This is a genomic window from Sphingobacterium ginsenosidimutans, assembly GCF_039536865.1.
In the GTDB taxonomy this organism is placed as follows: Bacteria; Bacteroidota; Bacteroidia; order Sphingobacteriales; family Sphingobacteriaceae; genus Sphingobacterium; species Sphingobacterium detergens.
Map to the genome: position 1 here is coordinate 1,551,320 of NZ_BAAAZK010000002.1, position 15,512 is coordinate 1,566,831.

Annotated in this window: 12 protein-coding genes; 8 read left to right on the forward strand and 4 right to left on the reverse strand. The window is 38.0% G+C overall.

Features of this window, described 5'->3' with window-relative positions:
• The first annotated feature begins 315 nt into the window (after positions 1-315).
• From ABFX33_RS06395 to ABFX33_RS06405, 3 genes are all read left to right on the forward strand, one after another.
• Positions 316-1,338 (forward strand): helix-turn-helix domain-containing protein, encoded by a 1,023-nt coding sequence (locus tag ABFX33_RS06395; protein WP_346084970.1) that lies wholly within the window; start codon positions 316-318, stop codon positions 1,336-1,338.
• Between the two features lie 104 nt (positions 1,339-1,442).
• Positions 1,443-2,012, forward strand: coding sequence for a MauE/DoxX family redox-associated membrane protein (locus ABFX33_RS06400; protein ID WP_346084971.1), 570 nt, complete (start codon positions 1,443-1,445; stop codon positions 2,010-2,012).
• Between the two features lie 131 nt (positions 2,013-2,143).
• A complete protein-coding gene (locus ABFX33_RS06405) occupies positions 2,144-2,467 on the forward strand; it encodes a hypothetical protein (RefSeq protein ID WP_346084973.1) in 324 nt (107 codons plus the stop codon).
• 42 nt (positions 2,468-2,509) lie between these two features.
• Here ABFX33_RS06405 and ABFX33_RS06410 read toward each other — a convergent pair whose 3' ends face one another.
• Genes ABFX33_RS06410 through ABFX33_RS06420 form a run of 3 tightly spaced genes read right to left on the reverse strand, consistent with a single transcriptional unit; the run spans position 2,510 to position 8,587 of the window.
• Entirely contained in the window at positions 2,510-3,865 is a 1,356-nt protein-coding gene (locus ABFX33_RS06410) for a RagB/SusD family nutrient uptake outer membrane protein (protein WP_346084975.1), read from the reverse strand.
• Positions 3,866-3,869: 4 nt separating this feature from the next.
• Positions 3,870-7,037 carry a SusC/RagA family TonB-linked outer membrane protein gene (locus ABFX33_RS06415; RefSeq protein WP_346084976.1) on the reverse strand — a complete coding sequence of 1,056 codons (3,168 nt, stop codon included), beginning with the start codon at positions 7,035-7,037 and terminating at the stop codon, positions 3,870-3,872.
• Entirely contained in the window at positions 7,034-8,587 is a 1,554-nt protein-coding gene (locus ABFX33_RS06420; protein ID WP_346084978.1) for a TlpA family protein disulfide reductase, read from the reverse strand. Before ABFX33_RS06420 ends, ABFX33_RS06415 begins: the two co-directional genes overlap by 4 nt.
• 574 nt (positions 8,588-9,161) lie before the next feature.
• On the opposite strand from ABFX33_RS06420, the gene ABFX33_RS06425 reads away from it, so the two are divergent.
• On the forward strand, positions 9,162-9,437 hold the full coding sequence (locus ABFX33_RS06425) for a helix-turn-helix domain-containing protein (RefSeq protein WP_346084980.1): 276 nt from the start codon (positions 9,162-9,164) through the stop codon (positions 9,435-9,437).
• 3 nt (positions 9,438-9,440) lie between these two features.
• On the opposite strand, the gene ABFX33_RS06430 is transcribed toward ABFX33_RS06425, so the two are convergent.
• Positions 9,441-10,310, reverse strand: coding sequence for a HEPN domain-containing protein (locus ABFX33_RS06430; protein ID WP_346084982.1), 870 nt, complete (start codon positions 10,308-10,310; stop codon positions 9,441-9,443).
• Positions 10,311-10,473: 163 nt separating this feature from the next.
• On the opposite strand from ABFX33_RS06430, the gene ABFX33_RS06435 reads away from it, so the two are divergent.
• The 4 genes from ABFX33_RS06435 (at position 10,474) to ABFX33_RS06450 (ending at position 15,503) form a co-directional block, all read left to right on the forward strand.
• A complete protein-coding gene (locus ABFX33_RS06435) occupies positions 10,474-12,807 on the forward strand; it encodes a YecA family protein (RefSeq protein WP_346084984.1) in 2,334 nt (777 codons plus the stop codon).
• A gap of 103 nt (positions 12,808-12,910) precedes the next feature.
• Positions 12,911-13,366, forward strand: coding sequence for a DUF6932 family protein (locus tag ABFX33_RS06440; protein ID WP_346084986.1), 456 nt, complete (start codon positions 12,911-12,913; stop codon positions 13,364-13,366).
• Positions 13,363-13,881 carry a helix-turn-helix domain-containing protein gene (locus tag ABFX33_RS06445; protein WP_346084988.1) on the forward strand — a complete coding sequence of 173 codons (519 nt, stop codon included), beginning with the start codon at positions 13,363-13,365 and terminating at the stop codon, positions 13,879-13,881. The genes ABFX33_RS06440 and ABFX33_RS06445 overlap by 4 nt, the downstream gene beginning before the upstream one ends.
• Positions 13,882-13,886: 5 nt before the next feature.
• Positions 13,887-15,503, forward strand: a complete 1,617-nt coding sequence (locus ABFX33_RS06450) for a KGGVGR-motif variant AAA ATPase (protein WP_346084990.1) — start codon at positions 13,887-13,889, stop codon at positions 15,501-15,503.
• Positions 15,504-15,512: the final 9 nt, after the last annotated feature.

Below are 15,512 nucleotides of genomic sequence, written 5' to 3' on the forward strand. Positions count from 1 at the left end.
CATACTCAGCACCAAACTTGCCCTGTTTGGTCACTTTGCTTTCGGGCCAGGAAAGCGAGGTGATCACTTGGCTAATTTGGCAGAAATGCAAGAGTTAAGGATCATTTTTGGATGCATAGGTGCTGCGAACCTGTGAACGCTAAATTTGGCTAACCGTTAAATTTCATCGTATCTCAGAGTCGTTTCAACAGCTGCCCAATCCTATACACAGTTTTTTTTGGTGTTATTTCCTGTTTTTATTAGAATCTATAATTTAGACCATTACCCACAGTAAACCAAATAGTTAAGAAAAAACATATTAAAACCTATCATCTTATGGAAAGAAGTTATGACTTTACCCTTCCCGAGGAATATCAGCTCGCAGAGCTGCCAAAATATGACTTGAGCTACCCCATTCGCAATGCTCAGGAGCGGCATTGGATATCGCCCGACAATTGCATTAGCGAGCAGACCTTTGACGGTCGCTATGGCTATCTCTATTACTATGAATTCTGGATGGAAAAAGAAGAAATTATCCCAGTGTACACTACACTGGGCGACCTACATCTTACCTATTCGCTACAAAGCAGCTCGCCGATTAGACAGTGCCACGAGATACATAATTTTGTGATGGATTTTATAGAAGGGCGGGGTGCTTACCTTTATCTGGCCAAAGGCGAATACAGGCTTATCATACCACAAGGTCATCATATCTTAGTCGGTTTTATATTAGATGCTGGACTCTTTAGACCACCCGCCAACCGGCATTTTAATTTTTTGCAGCAACTGGTCAATGCCAAGAAAGAGCAGTCCCTCCGATCAGATAAAAGTGTTACATTTCGTGTAGGCGAAGTGACCAAGCGCCAATTGCAATTACTTTTTAGCAAAATCAATCCCCATATTCTTGATAATGAATATATGCTCTTAAAGCACCTGATCTTTTTGATTCAGCTGAGCCGGTTTAAATTACTGACGGATAACCAAGGAAGACTGATTGACCAGGCACGTAATTTATTACAGATTATGATTTTGCATCAAGGGGCTAAAGTCAGGTTATCGGATGTTGCCGCAGTGCTTTTAAAGTCCAGAGATCGTATCAACGAAGAACATAAAAAACAGTATGCTTACACATTTCATGACTACCGCAATCAGTTGCTCCTGAATTATATTGCTTCCATTATCGCGGGCAATGAAAAATTAGCTACCACTGCTGAGGAATGTGGCTTCAGCAGTATCAATGAGCTTCATAAATTTATCAAAAACCAGACAGGACTTACTCCACTGACCTTCAAGCAACAGCAGGAAAATGCGGGAAATGACCGATCGTCTAAAAATGATCTTCAAGAACCGCCCTCCTAACCAATCCTATTATCTACCAATCGACAGCTTGTTTTCTGCTTAACACTCGGCCTTTTATCATTGTAATTTAGCCTAATAAAAGGTAGTAAGAGATTGAACAAAAGATGAAACAACACGAAAAATATAATCAAAACGATGGGATTGTGGCAGAAACTAGCGCACTAAAGAATGTCCGAAGAAATAAATTGGAAACATTTATGGAAGTCTACATCCTATTTGCATTAGTGATGTTGATCTTACTGTTTTTCGTGACTGGGCTAGGTAAAGTGTTTAGTCATTCGGTTTTTGTAAGTCAGCTAAATAGACAACCTCTTCCTGACTGGTCGACAGCTATTTTAGGCTATCTATTGCCCATGCTAGAACTGGGAACAGTAGCATTGTTATGTATTCCCAAATTAAGATTTTGGGGATTGGGACTTGCTATTTTGCTGATGACAGCATATACAGTTTATGCATATTTAGCTTTCATTGAAATCTATGGTTATGTTCCCTGTGCCTGCGGTAAAGTATTTGAAAAGATGAGCTGGAAGCAGCATTTCTTTTTTAATCTGGGCATTACATTACTAGGCGCTCCAGCATTTTTGATGGAGTATAAATTAAAAAGGAGATTAAAAAAACTATGCATAGTGAACTCTGACGGGAGTTCGACCAACAGGACACTGGTCAATAACTGATCCAGATCTTCGCTCGGGATTGCGACAATTCAGATATATATTAAGCATAACCTAGGGCAAGTCACCGGGACAAGATTTGGAACAATTAGAAACCAATGATCTGTATTTATAAACATTAAAATATTATCAACATGAAAAGAGTAAAATTATTTGTTCCAATTTTGGGAGCAATCTTAGGAATGGGTGTCTATGTTGGACACGCCAATGAAATGAGTAAAAAAGCAGCTAGTGCTGCTGAACAATCATGGGAAGTTATTGATCCTACAGGAGACTTGACTGATCCCAACAACTATCAATCGTATTCGGGCGATATCGCAGATTTATGTCCGGAGGATAATGTTTTTTGTGGCATCAAAGCTGAAAATAATGCTGGCAAACCACAGATGACTCCACAATTGGAAGCTGAAATCAACAGTGGTGTGCCGACATCACATGTATTTTATCGAGGTGAATAAGGGCGATTAAGAAAAGAGAGGGCAAAATGCCCTCTCCTCTTACTATGGATTTTGCAGCAGATCGCCTTCGACAATAATCGTTGGCGGAATCCACATGGCAAAACGTTTATCATTCGGCTCTAGCACATACTCTTTTCCATCGACAACCCGTTTTATGCTTATGCCAGCATCATAAAGCATATTCAATCGCTTAATATCAGCCCATCTGATCCCAAATCGAAAAGCCAGTTCTTTTTGACGTTCACCCAATATAAAATTGGTCAGTCCAGATTTATCTTTGGGTATAATAGGTAGCTTACCTGATTCAAAGCGTACTTTCAATAATTCCGTCATGGTATTGTTTGCATCAAGCAACTTATTTGATCTCGCTTCACATTCCGCTTTTATCAGATAAATCTCATCCGTGGCCAGGCCGGCAAACTCAGCCGTTCCTGTTGGTCCGCCATAGCTTCCCTTGAAATTATAGTATCCATTTGTATTCTGTTTATAGAATAGTGCTTTCCTTAAATCATCCGCATGGTAGCTGTTAAACAATAGCGTGTCAACATACGATTTTGTTCCACCAAATATTTTGTCTGAAGCGGCCAGGCTACAGTGGAAGATCACTTCGCTATTCATGAGTTCAAAAGGTGTCGCAGCATTCGACGGGATGAGATTATAGTCGATCAGATCAGGTTGGATCTGTAGGCAAAGCGTCGCGTACTTTAAAGCTTCATCCAAATTCCCCATATAGAGCAGTGTCCTTGCCAAAAGGGCATAGGCAGCAGCCTTGGAAGGTCTTGTTTTTTTGATTGGCAGATCGGGAAGCAACGAAATTGCTTCTTTCAGATCGCTGATGATCTGTACAAATGTTTGTTCTAAGGTGGCCCGCTGGAAACTGACATTGATATCGGATGTATTACGGAGTGGTATCCCTAGTTCAAAATTTGCTGTACCACCATCATAAGCAGGTGAAAACTGCTGTACAAGCCAAAAGAAATTCCAGCTGCGATGAAACAATGCCGTTCCTTTTGTCAAGTTTTTATCTGCAACCGTTAATCCATCAAGCGCGGCCCTGTCAATATTGTCCAGGACAATATTGGCATACATAATCTTTTTATAACTTTCAGACCAGTCAGAAAGTTTCGTCTCTTTATTGTTCAATAAGTATATGTCGCTGAGCTCGCTCCCTAGGCTTTTCACATCGTTATCATTCATGAAATAATAATCAGCGGCCACATCTATCCCAACGGGAAAACTACGAATGGTATACAGTTCATAGTCCATTAGAGCCTGCAAGTCTTTGACCGTTTTGGGAATTGCCAAAGAGCTCTTGGATTTCTCCTCCAAAAATTTATTACATCCAGCCGTAGCTACCAACATGCAGCCTAAGATGAGCCGAGTTAAAAATCTGTTCATAATTTTAAAATTGAGCGTTAACACCTAAGGAAAATTGTGCTGGAATGCGTACCGTGATGCCATTGGGATCCAGGTCGGTCTTTGTTGCTTTCCAGATAATACCAAGATTACGGGCATAGGCCTGCAGTGAAATACGTTTGAAATAAGTCGACTTGGCAGGAATCGAATAACTCAAACTTACATCTTGAAGCGAAATGTTATCTCCCTTTTCGACCAGGATATCTGAATTGGTGTAAAACTGATCCCTATTCGAATTCAATGGATAGATAAATGCAGGCACGTTGGTCGTTACCTCATCACCCGCCTGTTGCCAGCGTTTGTAATAATCACTATGCAACGGCGTATTGGATGATAGAGACGAATAGTTGACCGATTCCCTTCTGAAAAAATAGTTGAAGCGATATGCAATGTTTACACCTAGCTCCCAAGCCCCATAAGTAAAAATGTTCCTTAGGTTGCCAAACTGCTCCGGCACTGCCGGACCATGAAATACAAGGTCTTCGAGCGTTACCTTTGATTTTAGATTCGCATAGTTCATATAAGGCTCACCGTCCACGCTAAATTGTGGGCTGCCAGTATCCGAAGTGAGCCCCATAAAGCGGTAACTGACGAGATTATAAGCTGAGTATCCTTCTATTGGCGACAGGTTTTGTCCCGAAGCCACCAAATTGGCGATCACATTCGATTTATAGCTATACTTGGTGATCTTTGTTTTATTAGATGAAAGCAAAAGGCTTGTTCGCCACTTCAGAGCCGCATCAATATTCAGGGAATTGAGCTGGAGTTCCCAGCCCTGTGTTCGCAAACTCGCCGCGTTTCTATAGAGCAGATCGACACCTAGGGTCGGGTCCACATTTACAATAGCAATTAAATCTGTTGCATTTTTTCTGAAATAAGAAAACGATCCTGTTATACGATTCTTGAAAGCCGCAAAATCCAATGCGCTATTTAGTTGGCTCACGTTTTCCCAACGCAGATCAGGATTGGGAGGATTATTTACATAAGCATTGGTAAACCCACCTAATGAGCTCGCGCTGGAACTGTATGTTATAGTCGTCTGAGCAGGAATGGTATTATTGACATTTCCGCTTTTTCCATAGGTAACCCGCAGAGAAAGGCGCGGCATCCATGTCCAGCTATAAAAACTTTCCCGCTCAATATTCCAAAGACCACCGACTGACCAGAGCGGTTTCCATCTATTATTGGTATTCACCCCAAATAAGTTGGACGCATCCCGGCGGGCACTTGCAGAAATTGTATATTTCTTTAATAGATTATACGAACCGTTAAAATAGGCAGATACAAAACGGTCGACATTACGTTCATTATTGAAATTATACCATATCCGCCCCCTTCCCAGCCCTGCATAATAATCATAAATGGTCCCATAATCAACAGGCTGGGATATTTCAAGATCCGGGTCATAACCATATTGCCGATAAGTATTCCCAAGTCCTCTATTATCCCTAATCTCTGTACCGACCAGCATGTTAATGTCTCCGAGGCGAGCCTGCTTATCGTAAGAAAGCTGTGCCCTTACATTGTGGCCATATTGCCGGCTCGAAGTTCGATCCATGATATCTCCCAGTGGAATGGGACGTTCGGGTAAGTTGCCCTTCAATTGCGTGTATTTATTGACCAGGTCCCGTACATAAAATGAATTCCGATCCATGCGGTCCTGGTCGAGTCCATTTGACGTAAAATATTGATACCGCAACTCCGAGCGAAGTCCTTTACCCCATTCGTATTGTGCCGCAAAGTCAAATTTGAGCACATTTGAATTATTGACTTTATCCAAAAGCTTCTGATCCACCAATGGATAATAAGACCAGTCCAAGAGTTTACCTGCACCCAATGTATCCAGAAACCGGCTTCTATAGTTCTGTTCCACACGGTTTGGATTCCCCTCCGTGTCTACAAGACGTGTATAAGGATATGCTGCACCAGCACTTCCGATCCGAACGGAAGTAATTCCATTGTCTGAGGTATTATTCGCATTGAATTGTAAGCCACCGGTCAGCAACAGTCGAGGTACCGGCCGCCACGTCTGCTCGGTGCGCAGCGTAAAACGGCTATTACCATTTCCTACGATATTGCTTCGTACCTGATCAAAACCCAGCGACCATATGGATGCCAGCTTCTCGTTTCCGCTACTCAGCTGCATATTATACTGCTGGTTGATTCCTTTTTGACGGAGGTATCTTGAGATGTCTCCGCGCAGATCACCCTGAGCAATTGAATTAAGCTTCGCATTAAGAGACGCATCATCTATGAGGTCATTGCGGTGATCATTTAGCAGCTCCACGACGGGACTGATTACCGGATAATTGTTCCGGTTATTGAGCAGATTGTTGTAATAGCCCTGATCGAATAAAAAACGCTCCGTATTGATATAGGTCATATTGTCAACCTGTGATCGATAGTACGGATCTTCTTTACTGACTACGGATATATTGCTGGTCACAGAAAGGCGTATCGGTACATTAAATTTTCCTTTTTTTAGCGTAATGACTACTACCCCATTCCCCGCTTTTGCTCCCCAGATAGAGGTAGCTGCAGCATCTTTGAGTACAGTAATATTTTCGACGTCATTTGGATTGATATCATTGATATCGCCTTCGTAAGGGAAATTGTCTACCACGATCAGCGGTCCCTTGATCGCAGCTGTAATGGTACTCAGCCCTCTGACCATAAAATCATTCTGCGCATTGCCACGCTTTTCAAATAATATCGCATTACTTAAGCCATCGAGCCTACCTAGGATATTCGTGCCTATCTGTCTATCGAGTTCCTTCTGCCCGATCACATCAAAAGCACCTGTTGCCCGCTCTTTTGGAACGGTCTGATAACCCGTTGAGACCTGTACCTCTTCCAGCTCATTCACTTTAGGATTTAGGTACACAAGCCAATTACGTTGCTTCAACATTTCCAACGAAAGTGTATCGGGCAGATAGCCCAGCCTGTGAAAAGTAAGACAGGTGACCTCTCCTTTTAAGGCCAGCTCCCCTTGTGCATCTGTAGCACCCAGCAGCTTGCCGCCACAGTCTTTTATTGACACAGCAGCTAGCGGTAATCTTGTATCAGCATCTTGAATCCGGATGACTTCTCCCTGCGCCAATGTTTTTAAGCAGGTAAAGACACAGCTGATTATTATGAGCAGAAAACTTTTCATCGTGTCCCCTCCTTTCCCTGAACTGTGACATAACCCTGCTCTGTCAGTTGCAGTACAGTGCCATCGCCCCGGTATCCATCTTCTCTAAGTACCAGCATGACCAGATCTCGGTTTTCAAGCGACAAAGTCATTCCCCGGGCAGCAAATGCTTGTTTTAATTGCTCCAGGTCATTGATATTATCCGGCAATGTGATACTGACCTGATCGCTGAGCCCCGTCTCATCAATCATAAACGGCAATGTAGCAATCTTCCTTCGGTTGAAAAGATTGGGGATATGCTTGACCGCAATACCTATAATGGCGTTTTTTACCTGCTTGTAATCATTCTCCGCTTTTTGCAAAAATTTTCCGTTTGCAGTGCCATCACTCTCCATCAGGCCGTTTAAGATCACTTTTGGAGATTGAGTGGATTCCTTGTTTATGATCAGCTTTCTAGGGTCTGCAACACGTATCACCAGGCAGTTTACATTCCGCTTCTGATACGATCCTGTCATGCCCAAATAGAAATTAAGGTCACGCTCCATTTTCCTATAGATCGTTTTATCCTCATAAGCGATCGGGCTCACAGACTCGTAGGTATACTCCCAAAAATGCTGAATAGTGCTCAGCTTATTGACTATACTATCTGGATCATTCACTTCCAATATACATCTGGAAGGGATCCTGGCTATACCCGGCCTATAATTCGAGCCATGCTGAAGGGCGACTGCATATTGCATAAACACATTGAGATTAGGTACGACTAATTGTTTATAACCCTGCAGGGAATCCACATTAAACACAGAGGCCTGGGAAATTCCCCTACCGTAAGGCAAAAGTGTACTGTAATAATAATTGTGGATTTTATTATCATAATATGGGCCAAGCAGCGGTCTCTTAAATTCAATGACCTGGGCTGCTATCGGTACAGCATTAGTATCCCGGATCATTTGCCGCAGCGCAGGAGCATTCAGCTCACTGGGCTCCGACAAAGAGCGTACTACCCCCCTATTATCAATACATACTGTGAATGGGATACCACTCTTCTCAAAATATTTAGTCAACAGCTTATCACCTACGACAGAGGAAAATGTATTTTTCAGCCCCTGCGACTGGATAAATTCACTTTTATTGATAAATTTTTCGATCGCAGAACGGTCCTGATAAGTAACTGAAAGTACTTTTATCTGATCACCAAGATCGTTCTGCAGCTTATAAAGACCTGGAAACGCAGCTATACAGCTCGAGCACCAAGTGGCCCAGAAATCAAGGATGATTAACTTTTTACTACTATAATCACGCAGGGTCATCTGCTTTGCTCCTGCCGGGTGTCCTACGACATCAAGTCTCAAATCCCAAAGGGCCTGAGGGATGGTATCTCCTATTTTGAGATACTTGATTGATAGCCCATCGGCCCCACTGTCCTTGCGGGGCGTCTGAGCTGATAAACTAAACATAGAAACTAAAGTTGTAAACAAGAGCATCAAGCGCATCGATACCTGCGTATATTTAAAATAATTTAGATTTGATAGAATAGAAAGTACCCTTCCACCCCTATAAAAATTTATCATTTTTTAAGGTATTAATGGTGGTTCAAGCGGTTTCTATTACACTGCTGGATTGTTTATTAAACAATACCCGAGTCCGAGACAAGCTCAAACCACCGAATAAAAAATAAGATTATCTGTACCTCTAGTGCGGTGAAAAATTTCTATAACAAGGTCAATAACATAATGGTCGCTACGCACACTAGTAAAAATCGGAAGCCGATATATGGATGAGTCTTTGGGACTGATATATAGCATATTCCCAAAGTAATTCTCAACCTATAAAAGCTATTCTGGAGGGCATTTTTTTAGAATCAATGGATCCTTAAAAAATGTCCTTGTGATATATGATAGATAGAAAAGGAACCTCCCTTGCTCAATGGTTGAGCGTGAGAAACTACGCGACCATATCCTTAAATAAATAAGGGAGGCCCTATCTAAATATTTTCTGTATTCTTTTAAGCTTATAATGTTCATTCGTCTTGGTTTTCAGTTTCTCACGCTGTTACCAATGAATGAATATGCAAATATAAGAAAAATAATATAATTATTCCAAATTTGGTATAATAAATTTATTATTTTAAAGGTCTATTTGTTTATGGCTGAACAGTACATAGACAAGGAAAATTTAGAAATTATCAGAGAAAGACTTTGGGCTATTTCAAATAAAAAAGAAATTACCCTTGAGGATATCCAAGATCGCACTGGATTTAGTTATAGCCAAGTTTATAGAATCGTACGCGGAAGTAACAATATGTCAATAAGTGGCTTTATCGCAGTATGTAAAGCGTTAGAAATTCAACCAAGGGAGGTATTTGATTTCGAGATCAAAATTCCCAAACATTTACCACTAAGAAGGGATCGAAAGGCTTAAATCTTAAAGTTGTACAATACGCTGCTCACAGAGCCTAATGACTATTTCTTCTAATTTATCAACTTTACTAATCAATTTTTTTAGATCATTGGGTGCAATAAAATAATCGTCCTTATAACGGGCATCGATATAAGCGTCGTTTAATATTTTAAACAATCTATTTTCCTCACTGTCCGTGCGTGGATATCTAAAGACTCGATAAAGATCTTCAGAGACATGTTTAGCATATTTACGATAAGCTTTAATACGGTGGGTTTTAGGTTTATACCCAGTGTATACTAATAAAACGCCACTGTAGAATCTTTCCGCTGATTGGTTAAGATTAAAAATTACTTCGTTCAAAGGCAAATTCCTTCTAGAAAAATCATCATACAGAAGTTTAGTAGCTTCTAGAAACCTTGAACCACTTTTAACCCATTTATTAAAGTCTTCAATAGCAAGCTCCTTTAGCTGTTCATTAGTCAGAGGTCTACTTTCGACAAAAGAATATTCTCCGCTATCATAGAGGGTTATCCCCTCTTTGACAATATCGCTAAAGAAGTATTGTCCTCTTTCTAAACCATTATTGATATAGGAAATCGAATGTACAATTGCACTAACCTCGTTCTTAAACTTTCCTGTACGGTTATCAATTTTACTAGCAATCTCAAGTTCTTCACCTTTTTCCTTGTCAGATAGAACCACCAAAATATCGTAATCGCTAATATAGGTATAGGTCGTTCCTTTATCGACATACTCATCCTCTACCCACTTACCAGTGGCGTGACTCCCAAACAAAATTACCTTAGCCGGATCAGCCACCTCACAAATGACCTTAACAATTTCAGCTAGTTCGCTCTGTTTGTGTTGTGGTAGATGGGATAGTTGGTTCATAGGGTAAATTTACGAATTTTACTTTCAATACAAGAAGTGTTATTTACTTGAGAAAAACACTTCATATTACGGGAACCCATATAATATTAATTTGTTGGTTTCTTATTTTTGTACTAATTTAAAGAATCAGTGAGCCATATACTAAATATTTACCTGCAAAATTATGACCAATTCCTCGACAAAAGAACAAGTATTAGAAAATCTTAAGGAGCTAATTAGTAGTAAAGGATATATCTATGCATTATGCATGATACTTTTTGAGGACTTTCACCATGACCTGGATAAAATACACTTAGTAAATTATAGAGAAAAGCTTAGTGTTAAAGAGTGTTCACTGATAATCGGCTTCTTAGTTCAAAATGAAATAGATTTCACAACTCCGGATTCCCCTGAGAAAGTTATTGAGATGAAAGAAAGGACTTATGAAGTTATGCATCAACTACACTTGTCTCTAACCCCCTCACAGCCAGATAATCTTAAAGAACTTTTTGAAAAACATGATAAAGGCGAAGATATTTCGAATCTTTTTAATGACAAATCTGAGATTTTCGTTAAAAATGGTGGTATGGTAGAACCAATGTTTTACGCAGGCGATGGTATATATGACTTCCAATATCTTGAGTACTTAGAAAAAAAGTACAAATACGATAAAGGATGGCTTTTAAAAAATAAAAATTTTGATCTAGAAGAGTCCTTAACATTAGTAAGAGAAGTAAGGAATATTTTGCACAAAAAATCAAAAAAAGTAAGTCTGTTTGATCTAAAGGAAACATTTTCTCAAATAGCAGAGAAAGAATCAAAAAAACTAAAAAAACACCATTCTCAGAAAGAAATTGAAGAAATAATAAGACAACAATATGTGTGGGCCAGTTTTTACCAATACCGTAACTTATTCAGAAATAACCTTAAGAAAAATGAGGCTGATAAGGAAGACTGGGATTTCTTTTATAAAAATCTACTTGACCTTTTTATAGTAAGCAGTGAAGATTTTGATAAAAATGATAACTTCTCGAACTTTATTGCCAACTTTTCTTTTAGTCCCTCAAATGATGTAAACAAAGATTATAATGGTCCTGGTTATTTCAATGTATTAAACTCTCGACCGTTTATAAAAATTGATTTTAGTAGTTATTTTGTCCCTATTAATTTTCTTGTTGCCGAAGCTGTTTATGAATCTCCATTTTATTGGATGTATGATGATAAAGATTACATTAATAAGATCGCAGAACATCGAGGAAATGTTGGAGAGGAAATTTCTTTTGAATTACTTTCCAAAGTTTTTGGTGAAGAAAATACATTTAAATCTGTTCTAGTCACGACCAAGAAAGGAGAACCCGACACAGATATTGATGTACTATGCGTATTAGGCAACAAAGCCATTTGCGTTCAAGTCAAATCTAAAAAGATTACAATGAATGCCAAAAGAGGGGTCTTTGAACAGTTAAAAAAGGATTTCAAGGGGGCTGTCCAAGATGCCTATGATCAAGGTCTTGTTTCAAGAGAATGCATATTAGGGAAAGGTGCAAAATTCACTGATAAAGAGGGTAATGAAATTCATTTAAAGAAAGAGATAAATGAAGTGTATATTATGGGATTGACAACTGAAAATCATCCCTCTTTAGTTCATCAAGTTAGAACACTTCTTTCTAAAGAAAAAGAAGCACCCTTTCCACTCGTTGTATCGGTATTTGACTTAGAGTTATTAGTACATTATCTTCCCGACCCATATGATTTTCTTTATTATGTTCGCCAAAGAATAGCGTTGATGGATTATTTTTTTGCAGATGAAGAGCTTGCGTTTCTCGGATATCATTTAAAATATAAACTATGGAAGAATGATGAGTATAGTGGAGGAATCATTGATACAGATTTTGGCGCAATTATAGATCGAAATTATTATCCATTTAAAACAGGCTTATCACACCTTCTTTCAGATAAAAATGATCCTATTCTTAATAGATGGAAAGACCCAAAATTTGATCACCTTGCCAAAATAATAAAAGGGAGTAATCATTCAAATACTGTAGATATTATTTTCAACCTTTTAGATTGGTCAGGAGAAACCAGAAAGGACCTTGTTGACCATATGATTAAGATAAAAAGAGATTCTATTAAAGAAAATTCAGATAAGAGTATTGCTACAACAACTGCTCCAGAGTTTGGTTTTAGTTATCAGGTTTTCAGAAACATTGATTTAAACAATCTAGACGACAAGGTTAATATATATTCTAATGCAAAAAAATATCAACAAAAATGTGATTCTTGGTTGGGTCTAGGAAGTTTCGCCAAAAGTAGAAATCTAGTTGACTTCTTAATATACCTAGATGAACCATGGTCTTTTGACCATGAAATGGAGAAGGCTTGTAAAGATTTTTTCGAACACGCCAGGGGGAAAGCTATAAAACTTAATCCGGCATTATCAATAAGTCGCAATGATCCCTGCCCATGTAAAAGTGGGTTGAAGTATAAAAGATGTTGTGGATTAAGCCGGCTCTAGAATATATTATACAATATCGTTGATAAAAATATAAAAAATTATTTTACATAAACATTTTTACAACAAAATTGTTGTAATATTGTAATAGTCATTTTAACCATTTATGAATATCGTATTTAATGAAGAAACAGGATTACTAGTGCCTGGGGAGCATAAATTAACAATTGAAGAGTTTGAAAAAATATTTGTATACAATGACAAAAGACAACAGATATATAATGGCTTTCGAAAACTAATGACTGTTTTTAGAGAGATTGGTTGTAGCCATTTATATGCAGATGGAAGTTTTGTAACAAAAAAGCCTTATCCGGGAGATATAGACGTTTGTTGGCACATGCACGATGATATTGGGCCGAAAATTGCTCAATTAACAAAGTTAAAAGCTATCTGTTCTCCAATCTTTGAGCTAGATCGCAAGTTTATCAAAGATGAGTTTTGTGCAGATGTATTTCCTGCAAATCAAATGGAAGGTGGATCGGGTATAATGTTCAAAGATTTCTTTCAAAAAGATAAACATACAAATGAATCAAAAGGAATCGTAATTATTGAATTGTTATGATTAAGAATACAACTCAAGAAAATCTAACCAGGGAAAGGATTCAAGAACTTTCTTTACTTAGAAGAAAAACGTCTGAAAATCAAGAACTAAGCGATATTGAAAAACAATATTCACTTAACTCTTTTGACGGAATGATCTCAATTCTACAAGAAGAATTAGAAGAATATGAAGCTTTAAAAAACAGTAATTTCAATATTCTTGAAGCTAAGTCTCTTGATGAACTACCTCAGCTTCTAATCAAAGCTAGAATCGTACAACACATGTCACAAACGGCGCTTGCAAAACGTTTAGGGATACAAGCCCAGCAAATCCAACGCTATGAAGCGAATGATTACCAAAGTATCTCGTTCGATAGATTAATAGAAATTGCAAAAATTCTAAATGTATGTGTAAATTTCGAAAAAACCGTTACTATTGGAAGCGGACCAAGATTTGAGATTCCAACTAATATTAATGAAGACGACATCGAAAAAGCGGAACAGATCATCAAAGAGAGAGGTTCTCTTGTTTTATAAATAATATGAAAACAATAACTTTTTATTCCTACAAAGGTGGAGTTGGAAGATCTCTAGCATTAAGCAATATTGCGATCAAACTTTCCCAACTTAAAAAGAAGGTATTTGTCATTGATTTTGACCTTGAGGCCCCCGGTTTACAATTTAAATTTGATGAAGACTATAGTTTAAATAGCAACGATTCTAATAAAGGGCTTGTAGATTATATTCACAGCTTTGCTAATGAAAATATATTACCTGAGAATTTAGCAACTTATACATGTAAATTGAAAGCAAAAAATATCAACGACAATAACATAGATTTTCTTTCTGCTGGAAACTTTGAAAATGATGAATATTGGAGAAAGCTAGCAACAATGAAATGGTCACAGTTGTTTTATTCTAGAAACTCTCATGGTATTCGCTTTTTCTTAGACCTTAAAGCCAAAATTGAAAAAGATTTTGCACCGGACTACTTGCTCATCGATTCGAGAACAGGGATAACAGATATTTCTGGTATAACGTTGAAGATATTTGCAGATGAAATCGTGCTATTAGCTGTAAATAATACAGAAAATTTATTTGGAACAAAGAAAATAATAACGAGTCTTACATCCCCAAAAAATGAACTTTTAAATCATAACCCTAAAATTCATTTCATATTAACTAGACTTCCCTTTCCTAAAGAAGCGGAAGATAAGGCCTATGAGTACAGTATAATAAAACGATGGGAAAAGGAATTAATTGGAGTTAGTAACGGAAAGATAAAAGAAATATCTATAATCCATACTGACAAACAGGTCCATCGTAAGGAAATAGTAAAGATTGGATCTTCAAGTGGCACCAATACTATTACCTATGATTATTTGAAATTATTCGAGAAACTTACGGAAGATAATCTGGATGAAAAAACGGATCTAAAATTCGAAGCTGTTAAAAAAGCTGAGAATTTTTTCAATAAAGCCTTAATGGAGAAAGATACACTGCTCCAACTAGAATACTTAAACGAAGCAATCAATTTGGATCCTTCAAGACACGAGTATTTTATGAGAAGAGGATATTTACTTCATTCAACAAATAAATTTGATGAAGCACTACAAGACTACAAAGAAGCTTTAAAAATAAAGCCGAATGATCCGCTAATATTCTTTCAACTTGGTAATTTACATTATTCACTTGGTGATTATACTACTTCTTTGGAATATTTGAATCAAGTAAGCTTTCCATTTGATTGGCTATTATGTCTACAAGGAATGGCTCTTGAAAAATTAGGAAAAACAAGTGATGCGGAAGAAAAATACTCAGAAGGAATTGACCTGTTTCCAACTGCTTTTGAACTTTTAAATGGAAGAGCCAACCTACTGCGCAAGCAAAAAAGATTTGACGAAGCCTATTCTGATATTTATAAAGCCATAGAAATCGATCCAGACCAAGGATTCTTATTTGCAACACTTGCTGAAATTAATCTAGAATCTGGAAAAAAAGACGACTTTTACCTTAATCTAAATGTAGCTCTTTCTAAAAACACGAACGTTAGCCAACTAAACACTGCTAAAGAAGTATATCAAAAAGTTAAAGATGAATCTCGTTTTTTACAATTGCTAGAAAAATATCAGATAAGTCTTGATGATCTTTTTCAATAAAATTTAATC